Consider the following 22,610-nt stretch of genomic DNA (forward strand, 5'->3'; position numbering starts at 1 on the left):
GCGGGTCAGGTGGAAAGAACGTGTTGCACCAAGCGGTGACGGGCGCGCTCGTAGCCCATGAGCCGGAACAGGGGCGGCATCTCCGGCCCAAAGGTCTGGCCAGTGAGGGCAGCGCGCAGGGGCAGGAACAACTGTTTGCCGGCCAGGCCGCTCGCCGCCTTCACGCGCTGCACGAAGGCGCTGAAATCCATGTCTTCCAGCAGCGCATCGGCGGCGATGCGAAACAGCTCGGGAGGGGCCTCCTCCAGCACCTGGCGCGCCGCTTCCGAAATGGGCAGCGCCTCGGCATAGACCGCCTCGGCCCAGACGCGGGCGTCGTGGGGAAACATCACATTGGCACGCACCGCCAGCGCGAAAGCCTGCATGTCCGGCTCCGGCACCAGGCCGTGTACGGCCGGTGCCAACCAGGCAGTCAATGCATCGGCATCGGCATGCTGCACCGCCTGCGCCTGCCAGTGATCCAGCTGGGCGCGGTCGTAGCGCGCGGGGGCGCGGCCGAGATGGCGAATGTCGAATGCTTGCGCGAGCGCCTCCAGGGAAAGCAGCCCACTTTCTTCGAAATGGTGGCCGAGCCGGGCCAGATAGTTGTTGACAGCGATGGGAAAATAGCCCAGCTCGCGCAGCTCCTGCACCGAAAGGCTTCCGGTACGCTTGGACAAGGGCGCGCCGTGTGCGTCCACGATCAGGGAAATGTGACCATACTGGGGTACTGGCAGGCCGAGCGCCTGCAGGATGGCGATCTGCCGTGGCGTATTGGCCAGATGATCCTCGCCGCGCAGCACGTGAGTTACACCCATTAACGCATCGTCCAGCGCGTTCACGTAAAAGAAGGCAAAGCTGCCATCGGAACGCCGGATGATGAAATCGCCGATGTCCTCGCTGGGAAATCTCTGCGGGCCACGCACCAGGTCGTCGAAAGCGAGCACGGTATCCGCGGGCATACGGAACCGCAGCGTGTAGGGCAGGCCCTCCGCCTGCTTGCGCGCCACCTCTTCCGGCTTGAGATGCGCGCACTTGCCGGAGTAGCGCGGCGGCTTGCCGGCCGCCGCCTGCACCTTGCGCGAGACTTCCAGTTCCAGCGCGCTACAAAAACAGGGATAGACCCGCCCCTGGGCCTCGAGTTGCTCCAGGTACCGCGTGTAGATGTCGCCACGGCGCGACTGGCGGTAGGGTGCCGCAGGGCCACCCTCGCCCTCGCCTTCCTGCCAGTTGAGCCCGAGCCAGCGCAGATCTTGCTTTACCGCCTCGACGAATTCCTCACGGCTGCGCTCCAGGTCCGTGTCCTCGATGCGCAATAGGAACGTCCCCCCCCCTTTGCGCGCAAACAGGACGTTGAACAGGGCGGTGCGCACGTTGCCGAAATGGATGAGGCCGGTGGGACTGGGGGCGAAACGGGTCTTGATGGACGCCATGGGGAAAATCGCAGCGCGAAGATTGTCGGGGCTTTGAGCTTGTGGTTAAAATGTTGGAATTACAAAGAAATTATCGGGCCCGAGTATAACACAATGACTTTGCGCACCGCTCGTTCGCTGATCCTTCTCATCACCTCCATGTGGCTTGCCGTGGTTTCTTGCGCCGCGTTCGGCGATGAAATCGACGATGCGCAGCAACTCGTGCGGCAGGGCAACTTGAACCAAGCCCTCGAGCGGGTGAATGCCTATCTCGCCAGCCGCCCCAAGGATGCCCGCGCGCGTTTCCTGAAGGGTGTCATCCTCACCGAGCAGAACAAGACGGCGGAAGCGATCAAGGTTTTCACCGCCCTCACCGAGGATTATCCGGAACTGCCGGAACCCTACAACAACCTCGCCGTGCTCTATGCCCAGCAGCAGCAGTACGACAAGGCACGGCACGCTCTGGAAATGGCCATCCAGACCCATCCCTCTTACGCGACCGCCCATGAGAATCTGGGCGACATCTACGCCAAACTGGCAAGCCAAGCCTACGACCGTGCCCTGCAACTGGACAAAAACAACACCGCGGCGCAGATGAAGCTTTCCCTGATCAAGGAAATCTTCCCCATCAACAGCCGCGTGCAACGGCCCGCCGCCAAGACAGAGGCCACGCGGCCGCTTGCTGTGCCGCCAGCCAAACCCGCCGCCGCGACACCGACACCACCCGCAGCGACCGACAAGGCGCCCAGCCCGGTGCCGGTGGAGAAAGCGCCAGAACCTTCTTCCAAGGCGCATCCCGATGCCACGCAAGCGCTCAAAGCAGTGCAGGACTGGGCGCGCGCCTGGTCGGCGCAGAACGTGGCCGAATACCTGGCCTATTACGGGCCGGACTTCAAACCGCCGCATGGGCAAAGTCGCAGCGCATGGGAAAAAATGCGGCGGGAACGCCTGACCGCCCCCAAACGCATCCAGGTCACCCTCTCCGACCTCAAGCCGCGGGTGCTGGATGAGAACCGTATCGCCGTGACTTTCCGGCAGCGCTATCACGCCGACCACCTCGATTCCACGACGACCAAGACCCTGGTGCTCAGGCGCAGCGGCGAGAAATGGCTGATCGAGCAGGAACGGGTCGGCAGCTGAGCATGCGCGCGCAACGCGGCTATCGCTCCTTCTCCTGGCGCGAGGCCTTGTCCGCCCACCGAGGCAAGCTCACCGTCTTGTTCACCTGGCTTCTGCTGGTGCCGTTGGCGGAACCGCCCGCCACCGCCATGGGCAGCCGGCCGCGCGTGGTGGCGACATCACCTGCACCGCAGCCGCGCACGCCCGAGTCCCTCCTGGTGCAAAGCCTGCTCGACATCCAACACAACCGGCTGGATCAGGCGCTGGAAAAGATCGACACGGTACTCAGGATCGAACCGAATTTCCGGCTCGCGCATCTCATCAAGGGCGACCTGCTGATGGCGCGCGCCCGCCCCATCGCCACCCTGGGCAACGTGGCCGACGAACGTGTGCCGGATTTCCGGGAAGAAGCACGTGTGCGCCTCAAGCGCTACTTGGAGCCCCTGCCCCAGGACCGCATTCCGGAATACCTGCTCAAGCTCGATCCCGCGCAGAGCCACGCCCTGGTGGTGGATACCAGTCGTTCTCGCCTCTTCATCTACCGCAACGACCAGGGCGAGCCACGCTATGTCACCGACTTCTACGTCACCGTGGGCAAACGGGGGGCGGACAAATACCGCGAAGGCGACCAGCGCACGCCCGTGGGGGTGTATTTCGTTACCGACGATCTGCCGCCGGCCAGGCTCACGGATTTCTACGGTGCCGGGGCCTTCCCCATCAGCTATCCCAACGAGTGGGACCGACGTCAAGGCCGCAACGGCTCCGGCATCTGGTTGCACGGCGTGCCCAGCGACACCTACAGCCGTCCCCCCCGCGCCAGCAATGGTTGCGTAGTGCTGAGCAATGAGGACCTCAGCACCCTGCGCCAATATCTGAACGTGGGCCACACGCCGGTGATCATCACCGATGGCATCACCTGGATGGACCGCAATCTCTGGCGCAGCGAGCGGGAGGCGATCAGCCGCGAAATCGAGCGCTGGCGCCGTGATTGGGAAAGCCTGGACACGGAACGCTATCTTGCCCACTATTCACCCAGTTTCAGCAGTGGCGAGCTGGATTTTTCGGCGTGGGCGGCCCAAAAGCGCCAGGTCAACGCCAGCAAGACACACGTGCGCATCACGCTCTCCAACCTGAGCATCTTGCGCTATCCAGGGCGCGAGAAACTGGTGGTGGTCACCTTCGAACAAGACTACCGCAGCAACAACCTGGAGCAGACCATGCGCAAACGCCAGTACTGGCGCGAGGAAAACGGCGTATGGAAAATCGTCTATGAAGGCGCGGTTTGAGCTCCGTGCACCGCCGTGGCCAGTATCCCGCGCAAGGCGAACTTTTGGTAATTGTCAGCGCCGGGCTGCTGGGATAAAACAGTCGCCTGTTCCAGTTCCAGTCGCAAAGGAGGCTGCCATGAAATGGATTCTCGCATCCCTCGCCCTGTTGCTCGCCTGTGTCCTGCCCGCGCGCGCGGCCAACCCGCGCGTAGAGTTCATGACCAGTCACGGCAACATCGTGCTCGAGCTCTATCCCGACAAGGCGCCGCTGACGGTGGCCAATTTCCTCAACTATGTGCAGAGCGGTTTTTACGAAGGCACCATCTTCCATCGGGTGGTGAACGACTTCATCGTCCAAGGCGGTGCTTTCACGCCTGATTTCACCGCCAAGCCCACCTTGCCGCCCATTCCCAGCGAGGCCAAGAACGGGCTTACCAACGAAGCCTGGACGGTTGCCATGGCGCGCGGGCGCGACATCGATTCGGCCACCTCGCAGTTCTTCATCAACTTAGACAGCAACAAGTTCCTCAACCACTACAAGGACGACCCAGACTATTATGGCTACTGCGTGTTCGGCAAGGTGGTAAGCGGCTTCGAGGTCGTGAAAAAGATTGCCGCCCTGCCGACCGGTGCCGCCGGCCCCCTCAAAGAAGACGTGCCGCTGGAGCCAGTGGTGATCCAAAAAGTGGCGTTGCTGCCAGCCGCCCCTTCCGCTTCTCCTTCCCAACCCAAAGGAAAAACCCATGGCAAAGGTCAGACTCGACACAAACCTCGGCCGCATCTTGCTGGAACTTGATGCCGACAAAGCGCCGCTCACCACGGCCAACTTCCTGGAATACGTGAAAAGCGGTCATTACAACGGCACGCTGTTCCACCGGGTGATCGACGGCTTCATGATCCAGGGCGGGGGTTTTGCGCCAGGCATGGTACAGAAGCCTACGCGCGCGCCCATCCACAACGAGGCAGACAACGGCCTCAAGAACGAGGCCTACACCATCGCTATGGCACGCACGCCGGACCCCCACTCGGCCACCGCCCAGTTCTTCATCAACGTGGCCGACAACGATTTCTTGAACTTCACCGCGCCCACCCCCCAGGGCTGGGGCTATTGCGTGTTCGGACGGGTGATCGAAGGCCGGGACGTGGTAGACAAGATCAAGAAGGTGCGCACCGGCAGCCGTGCCGGCCACCAGGATGTCCCGTTGGAAGACGTGGTGATCGAAAACGCCGAAGTCGTGTGAGTCTGACAGGTGGGGCCGGCCGCACCAGGGTCCGGCCTTCCCCTACCGCGCATCCCCCGCCGTGCCCACCCTGTTCATCTCCGATCTGCATCTGTCGCCCGAACGTCCGGCGATCACCGCCCTATTCGAGCGTTTCCTCACGCATGCCTCCAACGGCGCAGAAGCACTTTACATCCTCGGCGACTTGTTCGAATACTGGGCGGGGGACGACGATCTGACCGACCCCTTCAATGCCCGCATCGTCGCCGCCCTGGCGCGCACCGCAGGGCGTGTTCGCCTCTACGTAATGCATGGCAACCGGGATTTCCTCCTCGGCGCCGCATTTTGCCATGCCAGCGGCGCGCAGCTGCTGCCGGATCCCAGCGTGGTCACGCTCCACGGCACGCCCACGCTGCTCATGCATGGGGACACCCTCTGCACCGACGACACCGACTACCAGCGCTTTCGCGCCCAGGTGCGCAACACACGCTGGCAGACCGATTTTCTCGCCCAGCCCCTCGCGGTGCGCAAGGCCCAGATTGCGGCCCTGCGCGCCAAAAGCGAGACGGAGAAAGCCGGTAAGCCCGCGGCCATCATGGACGTCAATCCGCAGGCAGTGGCGGCGGCTTTGCACCGCCACGCAACACCTCGCCTGATCCATGGCCACACCCACCGCCCGGGGCATCATACCCACCAGGTGGATGATATGCTCTGCGAACGCTGGGTGTTACCGGACTGGTACGAGCAGGGCGGCTATCTGCGCTGCGATCCCAGTGGCTGCTCCTTGCATGTCCTAACCTTGTGACAAACCACCATGATCTTGATCCTCACCCCCAACGTGGACCTGCACGCGCCTGAGTACCGCCAGCTCCTGGACTACCTCGACCGCCTGCCCAACGTGGCGTATCGCATCCACCACGAACAGGGTGCGCACCAGCGGCTCACCGAGATCTATCTGATTGGTGACACCGCCGCCCTTTCCATCGACTACATGAAAAGCCTCCCCTGCGTGGAACGGGTGGTACGCGTGTCAGAAGAATACCGTGTGCTGGGACGGCACAAGGACGATAGCCGTCCTACTCATTTCGAGTACAACGGCGTGCGCTTTGGCCAGGACAATCTCAACATCTTCGCCGGTCTGTGCGCAGTGGACACGCGGGAGCACGTGGAACTCATGCTCAAGGCACTGCATGCCCACGGCCAGGTGTGCACCCGCATGGGCGCCTACAAGCCACGCACCAGCCCGTATTCCTTCCAGGGCCATGGCAAAGCCTGTCTGCCCTACGTATTCGAGCTGGCGGGCAAGTATGGCATCAAGGTAATCGCCATGGAAGTGACGCACGAATCCCATATTGAGGAGATTCGCGAAGCCCTCGATGCCACCGGTAATGCCACTGGTGTGATGCTTCAAATCGGCACCCGCAACACACAGAACTTCGAGCTACTCAAGATCGTCGGGCGCCAGCAGGACTTTCCGGTGCTACTCAAGCGCGGCTTCGGCATCACGCTGGATGAATCCTTGAACGCCGCCGAGTATCTCGCCTCGGAGGGCAACCGTAAGGTGGTGTTCGGTTTGCGCGGCATGAAGACCAACATGGGTGATCCCCACCGCAATTTCGTCGATTTCGCCCACGTGCCTGTGGTCAAGCGCTTGACCCGCATGCCGGTGTGCATCGACCCCTCCCATTCCGTCGGCTCGCGCGGGGCCGACCCGGACGGCATTCTGGACATCCAGCACGCGGTGGCCCAGGGGGTAATCGCGGGAGCCAACATGGTCCTGGTGGATTTCCATCCCGCACCCGCCAAAGCCCTGGTGGACGGGCCTCAAGCTCTCACGTTGGAAGAGTTGCCGGGTTTCCTCGAGGATGTGGCCATTGCCCGTGAGGCCTACGAGAAACGACGCGCTTTGGCGCTGCGTACCAAGACATCTCACGCATGAACGAAAAGACGCCCCTATCCTTACTGACCAAACGCACCCTTGCCCTTGCCGCGGCGCGCAAGATCACCGCCGCCGCGGAAAGCTATGCCAGACGCCGTGGCTGGAAAGTGGTGATCGCTGTAGTGGACGACGGTGGTCATCTGATCGTTCTGTCCCGTATGGACGGCGCTCAGATCGGCAGCATCCAGGTCGCGCAGGCCAAGGCCCTCACGGCGCTGGCCTTCAAGCGCCCGAGCAAGGCCTGGGAAGACGCGCTGGCCGGCGGCCGCCATGCGGTACTCGGCCTGCCGGGCGTGACCCCGGTCGAGGGTGGACTGCCCCTCGTGGTGGAAGGCGAAGTCGTAGGAGCCATCGGCGTGAGCGGCGTCACCTCCGAGCAGGACGGACTGATCGCCCAAGCCGGCGCCGCACGCCTAGCGAAAATCACCTAACAGGCCGTTGAACCCAGATTATCCATGCAACCGGCGCGTGCCCAATCCACTGCGCTGCACATGACATTCATCCACGCGTCCTGTTGAGCTTTACGAAAGTCGCTGACAGGCTGCGTAAGTCAAACGTCATTGCGGCGAAAGCGGGAATCCAGAGTATTCACGTCCATTTTCCTGGGACCACGAGGATGACCAGACGTGCGGCGCACGGCCTTTAGCGACCAACATCTATCCGCTAGACAGGCAAGCAAGCGAAAACGAAGTTTCGGCATTCGAAGGCGCCGATGTCGCCGCTAAAGCGCCGCCCACAGGGCTGCAGGAAATTTGTGGCAGGCGCTCGTGGGAGCAGCTTGAGCCGCAATCGCAGCGCCCCCTCAGCGCCGCGGCCGTGCCTCGAAGCCGCGGATGGCGGGCAGCATCTCCTGGTAGGGCAGCGCGTCCAGACTGCCGTAGCGAGCCAGGGCGGCTTTTAGGTCGGCGACCACCTGGGGCATGCCTTCCTCCCCCAGACACGCCCTCAGGCCCGCCAGGCCACCGCACTGGAGCTTGAGTTCTTTGGCGTGGGGCAAGGGATCGTCCGGGTGGGTCACCTTGAGCACGAACACGGCGGCGTGCTTGAGCCTCTCCTTGAACCCAACGCACAGGGCATGCGCGGCCTGGTCACGACATCCCACCGCCTCCCGTTCGGCGATATTGCGCCGCACCCCCAGCTCACAATCCACGCAACGCCGCAACATGCTGCGCTCGAACACGCACTTTAGCGGATTGATCTCGGAATAGGTCTGGCGGTAAGCGTTCTCGTCGTACATGCCAGCTTAAACCCAGACATTAGGACGCAGGATGGGAGTGGTCCCAGGCGCGACTAGGTTGGGTAAGGCGGTCGCAGGCCAGGTTGCACACCTGACCGAGAGGTCGAGCGCGCGCCGGGCCGGATGGCGCCGTCTGCACCCCCGTAGGCGGGTGGCATCTCAAAAAACGGTGTTGGATGCCATCTAGAGTGGAGTCCATGGGGCACGCGCCGGTCTAATGGGTACGATCGGTTTACACGACGCGTGCCTCAGTAATCGTCGCCGATGCGTGGCGGCGCCTCGCGCACCTGGGAGAGCAAATCCTCGGCCACCAACTCGTTTTCGGCGTAAATCACTTTGATGATCACGCCCTCCGGCAGCGTCTGGCTCGCACGCTGCTGCTTGGCGAAGGCGCTGGCTTCCTTGAACACCTCGAACACGCTGAGTTTTTCAAGACGGCGGATAGGCAGGTTCTCGATTCGGTACACGAAGTACGGCATGACTGCTCTCCATTCAGTTGGTTTGGCCTTCACCCCGGGCAAGGCGGTATTCCACGTAGCGCGTAACACCCTCTTCCACCGTGAGGAACGGTTCCTGGTAGCCCACATTGCGCAGACTGGAAATGTCCGCCTCGGTGAAGCTCTGGTATTTGCCTTTGAGCGCCTCGGGAAAAGGAATGTATTCGATGATACCGCGGCTGTGCAGCTCAGCAAGGGTAAGAGGGGGTTCGCCCCGCGCCCGCCGACAGGCGTTGATGGTGGTCACAGCAACATCGTTGAAGGTTTGGGAACGGCCTGTGCCCACATTGAAAATGCCGGAATATTCCGGATGGTCGAGGAAGTAGAGATTGACCTTGACCACGTCTTCCACCGAGACGAAATCGCGACGTTGCTCGCCGTTGCCATAGCCGGCGCAGCCTTCGAACAGTCTGACCTTGCCTTCCGCCAGGTACTGGTTGAAGAAGTGATAAGCCACCGAGGCCATGCGTCCCTTGTGTTGCTCACGGGGCCCATAGACATTGAAGTAACGAAAGCCCACCACCTGACTGGTGAGCTGCCGCCAATGCCGGCGCAGGTATTGATCGAACAGAAACTTGGAGTAGCCATAGACATTCAGCGGCGCTTCGAACTGCCGTTCCTCGCGGAAGACCAGACCGCTGCCATAGACGCTGGCGGAAGAGGCGTAGAGCAGAGGGATGTCTTCCGCCTGGCAGTGCTCGAATAAGGTGACGGTGTAGCGGTAGTTGTTGTCCATCATGTAGCGCCCATCGGTCTCCATGGTGTCGGAGCAAGCGCCTTCATGGAACACCGCCGCCACTTCCCCTTCCCATGCCCCGTCCAGCAGCATGTCGAGGAAGGCCTGCTTATCGATGTAGTCGGCGATCTCGCAGTCCACCAGGTTGCGGAACTTGTCGGCACGGGTGAGATTGTCCACACAAATGATGTCGGTCTCACCCCGCTCGTTGAGGGCCTTGACGATATTGGCGCCAATGAAGCCGGCTGCGCCGGTGACGATGTAATACATGGAATCTCCTCGAGTCGCTTCTTTAGCCGAACAGTTCGTGGTGGTGCACCACCGCCGTGCCCAGCTTGCCCACCACGATGCCCGCGGCGCGATTGGCGGTGCGCATGGCCTGTTCCAGCTCCGCGCCGCAAGCCAGCATGAGTGCGAGTGTCGCGATCACCGTGTCGCCCGCGCCCGAAACGTCGTACACCTCGCGCGCCTGGGTCGGTTCGTGCAGGCGCTGGCCATTGCGGAACAGGGTCATCCCCTCTTCGCTGCGGGTGACGAGCAGCGCATCCAGTTCCAGCTCGTGGCACAGGGCGTGGGCCTTGCGTTCCAACTCCTCCTCGCTCTTCCAGCTGCCGGCCACCTCGCGGAACTCGGCCCGGTTGGGCGTGAGCAGCGTAGCACCTCGATAGCGTGCGTAATCATCCCCCTTGGGGTCCACCAGCACCGGCTTGCCAGCCTCGCGGGCCAGGGCGATCATGCGCTCGATGTGCATCAGGCCGCCCTTCCCGTAGTCCGACAGCACCACCACGTCGCAGCTCTCCAGCATGCGTTCGTAATCGGCGAGCTTGGCGGCGAGGATCTCATGGCTGGGTGGCGTCTCGAAATCGATGCGTAGAAGCTGCTGCTGGCGACCGACCACCCGTAGCTTGATGATGGTGGAGATACTGGCATCGGTGTGCAGAAAGGCCTGCACCCCTTCTGCCTCCACCAGTCGGCGCAGAGTGCTACCCGCCTCATCCGCGCCCACTACCGACAACAGCCATGCCTGGCCCGATAAAGCGGTGATGTTGCGTGCCACGTTGGCAGCCCCCCCCGGCCGATCTTGACTAGCGGTCACGCGCACCACCGGCACGGGTGCCTCCGGCGAGATGCGGCTTACCTCGCCGAACCAGTAGCGGTCCAGCATGACGTCGCCCACTACCAGCACGCGCGCCCGTTGCAGAATGTCCTGCCGCACAGACTGCCCCTTTAGTGTCTGCCGATGGGGAAATACTCGAAGCCCGCCTCGCGCACGACTTTGGGTTCGTAAAGGTTGCGGCCGTCGAAGATCACTGGCTGTTGCAGGCGTGCACGCATCGCATCGAAATCGGGGCTGCGAAACACCTTCCATTCGGTGACGATCACCAGGGCATCCGCGCCGTCGAGCGCCTCCATGGGCGAATCCGCGTAGGCCAAGCGCGGCTCGTCGCCGTAGATGCGACGCGCTTCGTGCATGGCCACCGGGTCGTAGGCACGCACCGTGGCCCCCGCCCGCCACAGGCCTTCCATGATGACGCGGCTGGGTGCCTCACGCATGTCATCGGTATTGGGCTTGAAGGCCAGTCCCCAGAGGGCGAACCGGCGCCCGGAAAGATCGTCGCCGAAACGGCCCTTGATTTTATTGAGCAGCACCTGTTTCTGGTGCTCGTTGGCCTGCTCCACGGCGTTGATCACGCGCAAAGTAACGCCATGCTCCGCGGCCGTGCGCTGCAGAGCCTGCACGTCCTTGGGAAAGCAGGAGCCGCCATAGCCCACGCCGGGATAGAGGAAGTGATAACCAATGCGCGGGTCGGAGCCGATGCCCTGACGCACGTGCTCGATGTCGGCGCCCAATTTCTCCGCCAGCAGCGCCAGCTCGTTCATGAAGGAAATGCGCGTGGCAAGCATGGCATTGGCGGCATACTTGGTGAGCTCCGCGGAACGGATGTCCATGGCGATGAGGCGCTCGTGGTTACGCTGGAAGGGCGCGTAGATGGTACGCATGATCTCCAGCGCACGCGCGTCGTCGGTACCGATGACGATGCGATCGGGACGCATGAAGTCCTCCACCGCGGCGCCTTCCTTGAGGAATTCCGGATTGGAAGCCACCGAGAAGGGAATGTCCACGCCGCGTCGCGCGAGTTGCTCGCGCACCGCGGCCCGCACCTTGTCGGCCGTGCCCACCGGCACGGTGGACTTGTCCACGATCACTTTGTAATCGTCCATGTAGCGGCCGATGTTGCGGGCCGCTGCCACCACGTATTGCAGGTCGGCCGAGCCATCCTCGTCCGGTGGCGTGCCCACGGCGATGAACTGCACCTGGCCGAAGGCCACGCTCTTGGCCACGTCCGTCGTGAAGTGCAGCCGCCCCGCCGCCACGTTCCGCTTGACCAGATCTTCCAGTCCTGGCTCATAGATGGGAATACCACCTCGATTGAGCAGCTCGATCTTGCGCGTATCCACGTCCAGGCACATGACCTCGTTACCCACTTCGGCCAAACAGGTGCCGGTCACCAGGCCCACGTAGCCAGTGCCGATGATGGTGATTTTCATGGCAACATCCCTTCGATTTCCGATTCGATTCGTGTCAGCGCCGCAAGGGGATCGGGCGCCTGGGTAATCGGTCGGCCGATCACCAGATGGCTCGCGCCGGCGCGCACCGCCTCGGCCGGCGTGGCGATGCGCACCTGATCGTGTGCCTTGTCACCCGCTGGCCGAATCCCAGGTGTGACCAGCAGGAACCCGGGCCCGTGCCTGGCACGCAGGGCGGCCGCCTCCCGCGCCGAACATACCACACCGGCGAGTCCGCAGTCGCGCGCAAGGCGAGTCAGGCGCTCGACCGCCTCTTCCGGCGTATCGCTCACCCCCACCTCCAGGAGATCCGCCGCCCGCATACTGGTGAGCACTGTGACCGCCACCAGATGGGGCGCATTGGGTAGCCCGGCGAGCGCCTCCGCCGCCGCAGTGAGCATGGCGCGCCCACCCAGGGCATGCACGTTGATCATCCACACCCCCAGGCCGGCGGCGGCGCGGCAAGCCGCCCCCACGGTGTTGGGAATGTCATGGAACTTGAGGTCGAGGAACACGCCGAAGCCCGCAGACACCAGTTGCTCCACTAGCCGAGGTCCGGCGGCGGTGAACAGCTCCTTGCCGACCTTCAGGCGACAACGGGTGGGGTCCAGGCGCCGGACGAGTGTCAGTGCCGGCGCAGCGGCCGAGTAATCCAAGGCAACGATGATGCGGGGATCGGGTTGGCTCGACATGGGCTTCAGGCGTACGGGGCTTGGGCCTGACGTTCTTCCAGACGGCGCGGCGGCATGGTTTCCCAGCCGCCGCAGGCAGGACAGCGCCAGAAGAACTGACGTGCCTTGAAGCCGCAGCCATCGCACTGAAAAAACGCCAGGCGGCGCGCATGCTGATGCACCAGGTTGCGAATGGTCTCTAGGTCCTGGCGTGCATCCGGCGCTGCCTCATAGAGCTGCGCTTCCAAGAGCTTTTCCAGCCCAAGCAGGGTGGGATTGCGGCGCAGCTCCTCGCGCCCCAGCCGGTAAGCCGCCTCACTACCCTCCGCCTCCAGCACCGCCTGAAACGCCGCGCCGAAAAGATCTACGCTAGGGTAGTTGGCCAGCCAGCCTTTGAGCAGGAGGGCGGCGTCCTGGATTCGCTTCAGATCCCGGTAGCAGGCCAGGAGCTTGTCCGCCACCAGGGGGAGATAGTCCGGATTCTGCGCCTCCACCCGCTTCCAGGCGACGATCGCCTCCTCTGGCCGTTTCTCCGCCACGGCAAAATCGCCGGCGAGCAGTGTGGCGCGGACGTTGCGCCGGTTGACTTCGAGGGCTCGCTCAAGTTCCGTTCGCGCCGCCTCGAAACGGCCCTCCACCGCCATGGCCGCCGCTTTTTCGCAATGGAACTGGCTGATCTCCACCACGAAGGCCGCCGCCGAGGTTTCCGCCAATGCGCGCGCCATCGCAATCGCCTTGTCCCAGTCCTTCTCCTGAACGTAGATCTCCATCAGGGCGCGCCGCGCCGCCTCGGCATAGCGCGTGGGCAGCAAGGTGTTGAACAGTTGTTCCGCGCGATCCAGAAGCCCCGCCTTGAGGAAGTCCTGTCCCAACTCCAGTTGCGCTGCCAGACGTTGCTCCTGGCCCAGATCCGGGCGCTCCACCAGTCCTTGGTGCAACTGGATGGCGCGTTCTACCTCGCCCCGGCGCCGGAACAGGCCGCCCAGGGTGAAGTGTAGCTCCACGGTTTCGCTGTCGGCGCGCGCCGCTTCGGTGAAGGCTTCGATGGCCTTGTCCGGCTGCTGGTTGAGGAGAAAATTGAGGCCCTTGAAATAGGACTCCGGCAGCTGGCGCGACTGGGAAATCACGTGCCGAATGTCGATGCGCGCGGCCACCCAGCCCAGCAAGAAAAAGAAGGGGAAGGCCAGTAGCCACCAGTATTCAAAATCCACGCCCATCGACCCTCAGGTCCCGTTGCCCTGGGCTTCCTGCGCGCGGGGGGCTTCCTGGTTGCGGCTGCGCAGTTCACGTTTGAGAGCGAGGATTTCGCGCCGGCTACGCAGGAGATAAGAGAAACTCGCCGCAACCCCCGCCGCCACACCGAGCACGAACACCACCAATAGCACCACCACCAGCGGGGCCTGCCACTCCGCGCCCAGGTAATAGCGCACCGTCACGACCTCGCTGTTCTTGGCGGCAAAGCCGACGGCCAGCAGGAATAGGAACACGCCCAGTATGGGCGTCACGAAACGCATGGCTTTCCCTCTTTCGATCGAGCGGCAAAGAAAAGGCGGCACCATCTCACGACGCTGCCGCCTGGGACCATCACGGCGTTTTCACGTCTGCTGGCTTTCCCCGGAAGCGAGCCGCTTGCGGTTGTCCACTCGGTCCCGAAGTTCCTTGCCAGCCTTGAAGTGGGGCACGTACTTGGCCGGCACTTCCACCCGCCCCCCCGTCTTGGGATTGCGCCCGATCCGAGGTGGCCGGTAATTGAGACTGAAGCTACCAAAACCTCGAATCTCGATGCGCTGCCCCTCGGACAGGCTCTTGGCCATGGCATCCAGGATGGTCTTCACCGCCAGTTCAGCATCCTTGGCCACCAGCTGGGGATACCGCGCCGACAGCCGCATGATGAGTTCCGATTTGGTCATGGCCGACCCCCGGCTCTTAGTGGTCGCTGCTCTTGGTATCCAGCTTGGCCTTGAGGAGGGCGCCGAGATTGGTCGTACCGCTGCTGGCGGACTGGTCGCTGGCCATCTTCTGCATGGCTTCCGCCGCTTCCGCCGCTTCCTTGGCCTTGATCGACAGGCTGATGCTGCGGTTCTTGCGGTCCACGCTGATGATCATGGCCTCCACCTCGTCGCCTTCCTTGAGATGGGTGCGGATGTCCTCCACGCGATCGCGCGAGACCTCGGAGGCACGCAGATAGCCCTCCACGTCGTCGGCGAGCTGGATCACTGCGCCCTTGGCGTCCAAGGATTTCACCGTGCCCTTGACGATGGCGCCCTTGTCGTGGCTCATCACGTAGTTGTTGAAGGGATCGCCCTCGACTTGCTTGATGCCCAGGGAGATACGCTCGCGCTCGGGATCGATGGCCAGCACCACGGCCTCCACCTCATCGCCCTTCTTATAGTTGCGCACGGCTTCCTCACCGGGCTGCGACCAGGACAGATCGGACAGATGCACCAGCCCGTCGATGCCACCAGGCAAACCGATGAACACGCCGAAGTCGGTGATGGACTTGATCTGACCCTTGACCTTGTCGCCCTTCTTGTAATTGGCGGCGAACTCTTCCCAGGGATTGGGCTTGCACTGCTTCATGCCCAGGGAAATGCGGCGGCGTTCCTCGTCGATTTCCAAGATCATCACCTCGACTTCGTCGCCCACCTGTACCACCTTGGCGGGATGCACGTTCTTGTTGGTCCAGTCCATCTCGGAGACATGCACCAGACCTTCGATGCCAGGCTCGATCTCGACGAAGGCGCCGTAGTCGGTGAGGTTGGTCACCTTGCCAAATAGGCGGGTACCGGGTGGATAGCGGCGGGAAATATTGACCCAGGGATCATCACCCAGCTGCTTGAGGCCCAAGGAGACACGATTTTTCTCCTGGTCGAACTTGAGCACCTTCGCTTCCACTTCATCGCCCACGGCCAGCACTTCGGAAGGATGCTTGACACGGCGCCAGGCCAGATCGGTGATGTGCAGCAGGCCGTCGATGCCGCCGAGATCGACGAAGGCGCCGTAGTCGGTGATGTTCTTGACGATGCCCTTCACCACCATGCCTTCCTTGAGATTTTCCAGCAGCGCCTGACGCTCGGCACCGAGTGTGGCTTCCAGCACGGCCTTGCGCGACACCACCACGTTGTTGCGCTTCTTGTCCAGCTTGATGACTTTGAACTCGAATTCCTTGCCCTCGTACGGCGTCGTGTCCTTCACCGGACGCACATCCACCAGGGAGCCCGGCAGGAAGGCGCGGATGCCGTTGATCATCACCGTCAGGCCGCCCTTCACCTTGCCAGTGATCACACCCTTGACGAGCTGGTTGTTCTCCATGGCCTGTTCCAGCTCCTGCCAGGCAGCAATGCGCTTCGCCTTCTCGCGCGACAAGCGGGTGGAGCCGTAACCGTCTTCCAATGCCTCGATGGCCACGGTGACGAAGTCGCCTTCTTTCACTTCGAGTTCGCCGCGGTCATTGCGGAACTCGGAGGCTGGAATCACACTCTCCGATTTCAGACCGGCGTTGACGATGACCTCGTCGCCTTGAATGGCCACCACCTCGGCGGTGATGAGTTCGCCCACGCGCATTTCCTGGCGGGCAAGGGATTCTTCGAACAGGGCGGCAAAGCTTTCGTTGCTGTTGGGCGCAGCCTGGCTTGCGGTAGTTTGGGAAGTCGCCATCATGAATTGGTACCTGAAAAAGCCGTCCTTTGGTCGAAGACGGGTTGGTTCACACAACGTCGCAAGCGTGGATTAAGGAAAAGAAAAACGCACCCAGCGGCACGTGCTATTCACGCGCCTGGTTCGTCCGTTTTCCGCTACCCGCCGGCGACACCCGGCCCGGATGAGGCCCGATACTGCTTTAGCACCGCTTCGACCGCCTGGTCGATGGTGAGATCGCTGGTATCCAGCAGGCTTGCATCCGCGCATTTCTGCAGAGGGGCGGCACTGCGCTGGGAATCCCGTGCGTCGCGCGCCCGAATGTCCTGCAAAAGAGTTTGGATGTTAGCAGACATTCCTTTTTCCATCAACTGCTTATATCGTCGCTGGGCGCGCACCTCGGGGCTTGCCGTGAGGAAGATCTTGACTCGAGCATCCGGGAACACCACCGAGCCCATGTCGCGCCCGTCCGCCACCAGCCCCGGCGGCTGCCGAAAGGCCCGTTGCCGGTCGAGCAAGGCCTCGCGCACCGCAGGCCATTGGGCAACGCTAGAGGCCCCTCGACTCACTTCCTCGCTACGAATGGCATCCGTCACCTCTTCGTCTCCCAACCATACCCGGCCAGCGTCGAAGCGCACCTTAAGTTCCTGTGCCAGGCGCTCAAGCCCCGCCTCGTCGTCCCAGGCCACACCCGCGCGCAGCGCCGCGAGGGCCACCAGCCGATACAAGGCGCCGCTGTCGAGATAATGGAAGCCCAATCGCTCGGCCACCCGCTGCGCCACCGTGCCCTTGCCGGAGGCGGAGGGACCGTCGATGGCGATGACCGGCACGTCCGGCTGGCGCAAACCCAGGAAAACCTCGAAATAGTTGGGAAAGGTCTTGGCCACGCAGCCCGGATCCAGGATGCGTACCGGCACGCCGCCCAGCGCCACCAGGGAAAAGCACATGGCCATGCGGTGATCGTCGTAGGTCTCGATCACCGCGCCGGCAGTCAGTCCATGCGCGGGTGAGGTAATGCGCAGGAAATCCGGCCCTTCCTCCACGGTAGCGCCTAGCTTGCGCAACTCGGCGGCCATGGCGGCGATGCGGTCGGTCTCCTTCACGCGCCAGCTGCCGATGTTGCGGATGGTGGTGGTGCCGGGAGCGAACAGTGCCGCCACCGCGACGGTCATGGCGGCGTCCGGAATGTGATTGAGATCCGCATCCAGGGGCTTGAGCCGGCGCGGCCCGCAGGCCTCGACCCAGTCCGGGCCCATGCGGATCAGTGCGCCCATTTGCGCCAGGGTGTCGGCGAAGCGGATGTCGCCCTGGATGCTGTCGCGCCCCACCCCCAAGACACGCACCGGTCCGCCGCCGATGGCGCCCGCCGCGAGGAAATAGGAGGCACTGGAGGCATCGCCCTCCACGTGGATGACCCCAGGACTCTGGTAGCGGCTGCCGCCCACCACCCGGAACAGCTGCCAGCCGTCCCGCACCACCTCCACCCCGAAGCGGCGCATGAGATTGAGGGTGATCTCCACGTAGGGCTTGGAGATGAGTTCTCCCACCACTTCCACGGTGGTGGTCTTTCCGATGAGTGGCAGGGCCATGAGCAGTGCGGTGAGGAACTGGCTCGAGACGTTGCCGCGGATGCGCACTCGGCCATGCGCCTTTAGCCGCGCCTCGTGGATGGCCAAGGGCGGGTAGCCTTCCTGCCCAAGATAATCGATGCGCGCCCCCAGCTGGCGCAGGGCTTCCACCAGATCGCCGATGGGGCGCTCGTGCATGCGGGGAACCCCCACCAGGCGGTAGCGCCCCTGGGACAGCGCCAGCACCGCCGTCAGTGGCCGGAAGGCGGTGCCGGCATTGCCCAGGAACAACTCGGCTTCCTGCACCGGGAAGCGGCCCGCCACCCCCGTTACGCGGCAGTCGCGGCTGCCACCCCATTCCCACGCGACACCCAGGTGACGCAAGGCTTTCAGCATCACGCGCGTATCGTCCGAGTCCAATAACCCCTTGATCTCGGTCACACCCTCGGCGAGGGCGGCAAGCAGCAGTGTGCGGTTGGAAATGCTCTTGGAGCCCGGCAGCACCACGCTGCCGGCCATCCGCGCGATGGGTTCCAGGTCGAGATATTCCATGTTCGCTTATACCTAGGCTTTGGCCTCACTGCCCTTTCAGCCAGGCTTCACGGGCATCGCGCGCCCGCCGGAACACCTCGAGCAGCGCCGCGCCATCACCCGCCTCGATGAGGCCCTTGATGCGGGCCAGCTCGGCTTCATAGCCGGCGATTTCCCGCAGCAGCGCTTGCCCGTTGGCCAGGCAGATGTCGCGCCACATTTCCGGAGAGCTGGCGGCGATGCGGGTGAAATCGCGGAAGCCACTCGCCGCGAAGGAGAACAGGCGCGCGCCATCGGCGCGTTGTGCGATGTAATCCACCAGGGCAAAGGCGAGCACATGGGGTAGGTGGCTCACTGCGGCGAATAGGGCATCGTGCTCGGCGGCCGTCATCTCCGCCACCTGCGCGCCACAGGCGGCCCATAGTTGCGCCACCTGCCGGCATGCCGCCGGGTCGGTCTCCGGCAGCGGGGTGAGGATGACGGTGCGCTGCTGGAACAGGTCGGCGCGTGCCGCCTCGACACCGCTTTTCTCCGCCCCAGCGATGGGATGGCCCGGCACGAAACGCGGCAGATGCGCACCGAGATGGGCACGCGCCAAGGCCACCACGTTCTGTTTGGTGCTACCCATGTCGGTCACCACCGTGCGCGTGCCCAGATGGGGCGCGATCGCCGCCAAAAGCGCCCCCATTTGACCCACCGGCACAGCCAGCGCCACAAGATCGGCATCCCGCACCGCGGCGGGATCGCCGCCGATCTCGTCGATCACCGAGGCGGCGCGCGCTGCTGCCAGATTCTCCGCGCTACGGCCAAAGCCGACGATATGACGCACCATGCCAGCCTGGCGCAATGCCAGAGCGAAAGAGCCGCCGATCAGGCCGACCCCGAAGACGACCAGCTGGCCGATCATGGGTGCGGCCGCTTGCGAGGCGACGCGAAACAAGGAACGCCGGAGACGCGACTCAAAGCGACCGCCCCAGCACGTTGGCAATGCCCTTGAGCTCGCCCATCAGGCTCTTTAGTTCCTCTGGGCTCAAAGCCTGGTCGGCGTCGCACCAGGCTTCGCATGGCCGCGGATGGGATTCCACCAGCAGGCCATCGGCGCCGGCGGCGATCGCCGCGCGCGCCAGCGCCGGCACCATCCAGGCCTTGCCGCCAGCATGGGAAGGATCGATGATCACCGGCAAATGGGTCTCCTTCTTCAAAACCGGCACGGCAGTCACATCCAGCACGTTGCGGTAGGCGGTCTCGTAAGTGCGGATGCCACGCTCGCAAAAGATGATGTTGTGATTGCCGCCGGCGGCGATGTACTCGGCGGCCATGAGCCATTCGGAAATGGTCGCCGCCATGCCGCGCTTTAAGATCACCGGCTTGTTGATGCGTCCCACCTCCTTGAGCAGATCGAAGTTCTGCATGTTGCGCGTGCCGATCTGGATCACGTCCACGTCGTATTCCAGGAAGGTGTCCAGCATGCGCACGTCCATCAGCTCGGTGACGATGGGCAACCCGTATTTGTCCGCCGCCTTGCGAAACATGGCCAGGCCCTCCACGCCGCGTCCCTGGAAGGTATAGGGACTGGTGCGCGGCTTGAAGGCACCCCCACGCATCAGGCGGCAGCCCGCTTCCTTGACGAAGCGGGCGGACTCATCCATCTGTTCTTGAGTCTCCACCGAGCAGGGCCCGCTGATCACCTGGATTTGGTTGCCGCCCAGGGGCACGCCGCGGATGTCGATGACGGTGTTCTCGCGATGCCACTCCCGCGCCACGATCTTGTAGGGCTTGACGATGTGCATGGACTGCTCAACCCCGGGCAGGGCGTCGATGGCCTCCTGGTCGATTCTGCGCTCATCACCGATGGCGCCGATCACCGTGCGCTCGGTGCCGCGCGAGACATTGGCCTCGCAGCCATATTCCTTGATCTTGCGCACCACCGCTTCGATCTGTTCTTCGGTGGCCCCGTTTTCCATCACGATGATCATGCCGTTTCCTTTCGCTGTTCTTCGAGGGCGCTGGCAAGCGCCGTCAAAAACCGTTCGTTTTCCCGTTCCAGGCCAATGCTCACCCGCAAATACTCGGGCAGCCCATAGTTGGCGATCGGCCTGACGATCACGCCGCGTCTGAGCAGGCGTTGATACATGGCGGTGGCGTTGCCAATGCAAAAGCTCAGGAAGTTTCCGTAGGAGGGAATCCAGGCGAGTCCGAGCCGCGTAAGCCCCGTGGTGATCTGTGCCATGCCCACGCGGTTGATGGTGATGCTGCGCGTAAGATGCTCGCTGTCGCCAAGGGCCGCCTGCGCTGCCGCCTGCGCCACCGTACTCACGTTGAACGGCTGCCGCACCCGGTTCAGCATGTCCGCCACGTCCGGGTGACATAGCGCATAGCCCACCCGCAATCCCGCTAGACCGTAGGCCTTGGAAAACGTGCGCGTGAGCATGAGGTTGGGAAAACGCGCAAGCCACGTGGTGCTGGGCGGTGCGACTTCCGCCGGCAGGTATTCATAGTACGCTTCGTCGAGCACCACCAGCACTTCCCGCGGCACCTGCTCGATGAAATGCAGCAACGCCTGCGGCGCAAGCAGCGTGCCGGTGGGATTGTTGGGGTTGGCCAGGAAAACGACGCGCGTATCATCCTCGATCGCCTCCAGCAGGGCCACGGGATCGTTGCCGAAATCCCGCGCCGGCACCTCGATGGCGCGCGCCCCCACCGCCTGCGCCGCCAAGGGATAGACGGCGAAGGCATGCTGGGAAAAGACAGCAGAAGTGCCGGGCCCGAGGAAGGCGCGCGCGGCGAATTCCAGCACGTCATTGGAGCCGTTGCCCAGCACGATCTGGTTCACGGTCACACCATGGTGGGCCGCTAGCGCTGTCTTCAGCTCGAAGCCTGCGCCATCGGGATAACGAGCCAGTTCCGGCAGGCAGCGTTGCACGGCCTCCAGGGCGAGCGGGCTGGGCCCTAAGGGGTTTTCGTTGGAAGCCAGCTTGACGATCTCCGCAGGATTAAGCCCCATCTCTCGCGCCAGCTCCCCGATGGGCTTACCGGGCGGATAGGGGGCAATGGCCCGGACATAGGCTGGCGCAAGATCACAAAGTTCCATCTCGATTCAGGCGTCGCATCACGCAGGAGTCATTGGCAGGCACGATACTCTACACCTTACGCCTCACAACACGGCCACCGGATAGGAGCCCAGCACTTTCAGCAAGGAGGCGAGGTTTTTCAGTTCCGACAGTGAGCGTGCCACCGGCTCTTCTTCCCGGTGGCCTTCCACGTCCACGTAGAACACATAGTCCCACAGCGCGGTACCCGAGGGCCGCGACTCCAGCTTGGTCATGGACACGCCGTGCCGGGCAAAAGGCCCGAGCAGCTCATACACCGCGCCCGGGCGGTTGGGCGCGGACATGACCAGCGATGTCTTGTCTTGCCCGGAAGGCGCGGCATCGTGACGGCCCAGCACGAGAAAGCGCGTGGTGTTGTTGGGATCGTCCTCGATGTTGCGCTCCAGCAGCGTCAGGCCATAGATCTCTGCCGCCATCTCGCCGGCGATGGCCGCCGCCTGCGGCTCCGCAGCCGCAAGCCGCGCGGCTTCGGCATTGCTGGAAACCGGCACCCGCGCCACCCCAGGTAAGTGTTGGTTCAACCATTCGTGGCATTGGGCGAGCGACTGTGGATGGGAATAAATGCGTTCGATGCCCTCGCGCACCGGCTCGCGTCGCAGCAGACACTGGTGCACGCGCACCACCGTCTCGCCGCAGATCTTAAGCGATGTGTCGAGCAGCAGATCGAGGGTGCGCCCGATGGCCCCTTCCGTGGAGTTTTCCACCGGCACCACGGCGTAATCCACCATGCCCGCCTCCGCCTGACGGAACACGTCGTCGATGGACGGGCAGTCCACCGTCTGTGCGGCGTGCCCGAAATGTTTCACCGCCGCCGCCTGGCTGAAGGTGCCGGGCGGGCCGAGATAAGCCACTCTGAGCGGCTGTTCCAAAGCGAGACAGGCCGACATGATCTCGCGAAAAAGGCGCGCCACCGCCTCGTCCGACAGAGGGCCTGGGTTGGCGGCCTTGATCCGGCGTAGCACCTGGGCCTCGCGTTCCGGCCGATAGAACAGGTTACCCTGCTTGAGCCGCCCCACCTCCTGGGCAAGCCGCGCGCGCTGCGCAAGCAAGCGCAGCAGTTCGTCATCGACGGCATCGATGCGCTGTCTCAGGGTTTGCAAGGCGTCGGACATGAAAGTG

The 22,610-nt window shown here is 63.5% G+C and carries 23 protein-coding genes; 7 read left to right on the forward strand and 16 right to left on the reverse strand.

Annotated features, from left to right (window positions below):
- Positions 1-5 precede the first annotated feature (5 nt).
- Positions 6-1,412 carry a glutamate--tRNA ligase gene (gene gltX / locus V6E02_RS02645; protein ID WP_347306855.1) on the reverse strand — a complete coding sequence of 469 codons (1,407 nt, stop codon included), beginning with the start codon at positions 1,410-1,412 and terminating at the stop codon, positions 6-8.
- A 93-nt stretch (positions 1,413-1,505) separates the two neighbouring features.
- On the opposite strand from gltX, the gene V6E02_RS02650 reads away from it, so the two are divergent.
- The 7 genes from V6E02_RS02650 to V6E02_RS02680 all read left to right on the forward strand — a co-directional run bounded on the left by V6E02_RS02650 (position 1,506) and on the right by V6E02_RS02680 (position 7,368).
- Positions 1,506-2,531, forward strand: coding sequence for a nuclear transport factor 2 family protein (locus V6E02_RS02650; RefSeq protein WP_347306857.1), 1,026 nt, complete (start codon positions 1,506-1,508; stop codon positions 2,529-2,531).
- A gap of 2 nt (positions 2,532-2,533) precedes the next feature.
- Complete coding sequence (locus tag V6E02_RS02655) at positions 2,534-3,796, forward strand: L,D-transpeptidase family protein (RefSeq protein WP_347306859.1); 1,263 nt, start codon at positions 2,534-2,536, stop codon at positions 3,794-3,796.
- A gap of 118 nt (positions 3,797-3,914) precedes the next feature.
- Complete coding sequence (locus V6E02_RS02660; protein ID WP_347306861.1) at positions 3,915-4,574, forward strand: peptidylprolyl isomerase; 660 nt, start codon at positions 3,915-3,917, stop codon at positions 4,572-4,574.
- Entirely contained in the window at positions 4,522-5,019 is a 498-nt protein-coding gene (locus V6E02_RS02665; RefSeq protein ID WP_347306863.1) for a peptidylprolyl isomerase, read from the forward strand. Before V6E02_RS02660 ends, V6E02_RS02665 begins: the two co-directional genes overlap by 53 nt.
- A 61-nt stretch (positions 5,020-5,080) precedes the next feature.
- A complete protein-coding gene (locus V6E02_RS02670; protein ID WP_347306864.1) occupies positions 5,081-5,803 on the forward strand; it encodes a UDP-2,3-diacylglucosamine diphosphatase in 723 nt (240 codons plus the stop codon).
- Between the two features lie 9 nt (positions 5,804-5,812).
- The gene (locus tag V6E02_RS02675) at positions 5,813-6,937 is read left to right on the forward strand and encodes a hypothetical protein (protein WP_347306866.1); all 1,125 of its coding nucleotides are present in this window, start codon (positions 5,813-5,815) and stop codon (positions 6,935-6,937) included.
- Entirely contained in the window at positions 6,934-7,368 is a 435-nt protein-coding gene (locus V6E02_RS02680; RefSeq protein ID WP_347306867.1) for a GlcG/HbpS family heme-binding protein, read from the forward strand. The genes V6E02_RS02675 and V6E02_RS02680 overlap by 4 nt, the downstream gene beginning before the upstream one ends.
- Before the next feature lie 371 nt (positions 7,369-7,739).
- On the opposite strand, the gene V6E02_RS02685 is transcribed toward V6E02_RS02680, so the two are convergent.
- The 15 genes from V6E02_RS02685 to pheA form a co-directional block, all read right to left on the reverse strand.
- Positions 7,740-8,174: a hypothetical protein gene (locus V6E02_RS02685; RefSeq protein ID WP_347306869.1), complete on the reverse strand. Its 435-nt coding sequence runs from the start codon at positions 8,172-8,174 to the stop codon at positions 7,740-7,742.
- Positions 8,175-8,422: 248 nt separating this feature from the next.
- Positions 8,423-8,653: a hypothetical protein gene (locus V6E02_RS02690; RefSeq protein WP_347306871.1), complete on the reverse strand. Its 231-nt coding sequence runs from the start codon at positions 8,651-8,653 to the stop codon at positions 8,423-8,425.
- 13 nt (positions 8,654-8,666) lie between these two features.
- On the reverse strand, positions 8,667-9,677 hold the full coding sequence (gene rfaD / locus V6E02_RS02695; RefSeq protein ID WP_347306873.1) for an ADP-glyceromanno-heptose 6-epimerase: 1,011 nt from the start codon (positions 9,675-9,677) through the stop codon (positions 8,667-8,669).
- Between the two features lie 22 nt (positions 9,678-9,699).
- Entirely contained in the window at positions 9,700-10,623 is a 924-nt protein-coding gene (rfaE1, locus tag V6E02_RS02700; protein WP_347306875.1) for a D-glycero-beta-D-manno-heptose-7-phosphate kinase, read from the reverse strand.
- An 11-nt stretch (positions 10,624-10,634) separates the two neighbouring features.
- Positions 10,635-11,957 carry a UDP-glucose dehydrogenase family protein gene (locus V6E02_RS02705; RefSeq protein ID WP_347306877.1) on the reverse strand — a complete coding sequence of 441 codons (1,323 nt, stop codon included), beginning with the start codon at positions 11,955-11,957 and terminating at the stop codon, positions 10,635-10,637.
- A complete protein-coding gene (pyrF, locus tag V6E02_RS02710; RefSeq protein WP_347306879.1) occupies positions 11,954-12,667 on the reverse strand; it encodes an orotidine-5'-phosphate decarboxylase in 714 nt (237 codons plus the stop codon). Before pyrF ends, V6E02_RS02705 begins: the two co-directional genes overlap by 4 nt.
- A 5-nt stretch (positions 12,668-12,672) precedes the next feature.
- Entirely contained in the window at positions 12,673-13,857 is a 1,185-nt protein-coding gene (gene lapB, locus V6E02_RS02715) for a lipopolysaccharide assembly protein LapB (RefSeq protein WP_347307105.1), read from the reverse strand.
- Between the two features lie 12 nt (positions 13,858-13,869).
- Positions 13,870-14,160: a lipopolysaccharide assembly protein LapA domain-containing protein gene (locus tag V6E02_RS02720; RefSeq protein ID WP_347306881.1), complete on the reverse strand. Its 291-nt coding sequence runs from the start codon at positions 14,158-14,160 to the stop codon at positions 13,870-13,872.
- An 81-nt stretch (positions 14,161-14,241) separates the two neighbouring features.
- A complete protein-coding gene (locus V6E02_RS02725) occupies positions 14,242-14,556 on the reverse strand; it encodes an integration host factor subunit beta (protein WP_347306883.1) in 315 nt (104 codons plus the stop codon).
- A gap of 16 nt (positions 14,557-14,572) precedes the next feature.
- Positions 14,573-16,306: a 30S ribosomal protein S1 gene (rpsA, locus tag V6E02_RS02730; protein WP_347306885.1), complete on the reverse strand. Its 1,734-nt coding sequence runs from the start codon at positions 16,304-16,306 to the stop codon at positions 14,573-14,575.
- A 134-nt stretch (positions 16,307-16,440) separates the two neighbouring features.
- Positions 16,441-18,402: a bifunctional 3-phosphoshikimate 1-carboxyvinyltransferase/cytidylate kinase gene (locus V6E02_RS02735; protein WP_347306886.1), complete on the reverse strand. Its 1,962-nt coding sequence runs from the start codon at positions 18,400-18,402 to the stop codon at positions 16,441-16,443.
- Positions 18,403-18,427: 25 nt separating this feature from the next.
- Entirely contained in the window at positions 18,428-19,288 is an 861-nt protein-coding gene (locus V6E02_RS02740) for a prephenate dehydrogenase (RefSeq protein WP_347306888.1), read from the reverse strand.
- A 52-nt stretch (positions 19,289-19,340) separates the two neighbouring features.
- The gene (gene aroF, locus V6E02_RS02745) at positions 19,341-20,357 is read right to left on the reverse strand and encodes a 3-deoxy-7-phosphoheptulonate synthase (protein WP_347306890.1); all 1,017 of its coding nucleotides are present in this window, start codon (positions 20,355-20,357) and stop codon (positions 19,341-19,343) included.
- Positions 20,354-21,472: a histidinol-phosphate transaminase gene (hisC, locus tag V6E02_RS02750; protein ID WP_347306891.1), complete on the reverse strand. Its 1,119-nt coding sequence runs from the start codon at positions 21,470-21,472 to the stop codon at positions 20,354-20,356. Before hisC ends, aroF begins: the two co-directional genes overlap by 4 nt.
- A gap of 63 nt (positions 21,473-21,535) precedes the next feature.
- Positions 21,536-22,603, reverse strand: a complete 1,068-nt coding sequence (pheA, locus tag V6E02_RS02755) for a prephenate dehydratase (protein ID WP_347306893.1) — start codon at positions 22,601-22,603, stop codon at positions 21,536-21,538.
- Positions 22,604-22,610: the final 7 nt, after the last annotated feature.

The organism is Thiobacter sp. AK1 (assembly GCF_039822265.1).
Lineage (GTDB): Bacteria > Pseudomonadota > Gammaproteobacteria > Burkholderiales > Thiobacteraceae > Thiobacter > Thiobacter aerophilum.

Coding starts and splice junctions, on each gene's coding strand:
- V6E02_RS02680 (WP_347306867.1), top strand. CDS start 6,934: ATGAACGAAAAGACGCCCCTATCCTTACTGACCAAACGCACCCTTGCC.
- V6E02_RS02740 (WP_347306888.1), bottom strand. CDS start 19,288: ATGATCGGCCAGCTGGTCGTCTTCGGGGTCGGCCTGATCGGCGGCTCT.
- V6E02_RS02685 (WP_347306869.1), bottom strand. CDS start 8,174: ATGTACGACGAGAACGCTTACCGCCAGACCTATTCCGAGATCAATCCG.
- V6E02_RS02660 (WP_347306861.1), top strand. CDS start 3,915: ATGAAATGGATTCTCGCATCCCTCGCCCTGTTGCTCGCCTGTGTCCTG.
- hisC (WP_347306891.1), bottom strand. CDS start 21,472: ATGGAACTTTGTGATCTTGCGCCAGCCTATGTCCGGGCCATTGCCCCC.
- V6E02_RS02705 (WP_347306877.1), bottom strand. CDS start 11,957: ATGAAAATCACCATCATCGGCACTGGCTACGTGGGCCTGGTGACCGGC.
- V6E02_RS02650 (WP_347306857.1), top strand. CDS start 1,506: ATGACTTTGCGCACCGCTCGTTCGCTGATCCTTCTCATCACCTCCATG.
- V6E02_RS02655 (WP_347306859.1), top strand. CDS start 2,534: ATGCGCGCGCAACGCGGCTATCGCTCCTTCTCCTGGCGCGAGGCCTTG.
- aroF (WP_347306890.1), bottom strand. CDS start 20,357: ATGATCATCGTGATGGAAAACGGGGCCACCGAAGAACAGATCGAAGCG.
- gltX (WP_347306855.1), bottom strand. CDS start 1,412: ATGGCGTCCATCAAGACCCGTTTCGCCCCCAGTCCCACCGGCCTCATC.
- rfaD (WP_347306873.1), bottom strand. CDS start 9,677: ATGTATTACATCGTCACCGGCGCAGCCGGCTTCATTGGCGCCAATATC.
- pheA (WP_347306893.1), bottom strand. CDS start 22,603: ATGTCCGACGCCTTGCAAACCCTGAGACAGCGCATCGATGCCGTCGAT.
- rpsA (WP_347306885.1), bottom strand. CDS start 16,306: ATGATGGCGACTTCCCAAACTACCGCAAGCCAGGCTGCGCCCAACAGC.
- V6E02_RS02675 (WP_347306866.1), top strand. CDS start 5,813: ATGATCTTGATCCTCACCCCCAACGTGGACCTGCACGCGCCTGAGTAC.
- V6E02_RS02720 (WP_347306881.1), bottom strand. CDS start 14,160: ATGCGTTTCGTGACGCCCATACTGGGCGTGTTCCTATTCCTGCTGGCC.
- V6E02_RS02725 (WP_347306883.1), bottom strand. CDS start 14,556: ATGACCAAATCGGAACTCATCATGCGGCTGTCGGCGCGGTATCCCCAG.
- pyrF (WP_347306879.1), bottom strand. CDS start 12,667: ATGTCGAGCCAACCCGATCCCCGCATCATCGTTGCCTTGGATTACTCG.
- V6E02_RS02735 (WP_347306886.1), bottom strand. CDS start 18,402: ATGGAATATCTCGACCTGGAACCCATCGCGCGGATGGCCGGCAGCGTG.
- V6E02_RS02690 (WP_347306871.1), bottom strand. CDS start 8,653: ATGCCGTACTTCGTGTACCGAATCGAGAACCTGCCTATCCGCCGTCTT.
- V6E02_RS02665 (WP_347306863.1), top strand. CDS start 4,522: ATGGCAAAGGTCAGACTCGACACAAACCTCGGCCGCATCTTGCTGGAA.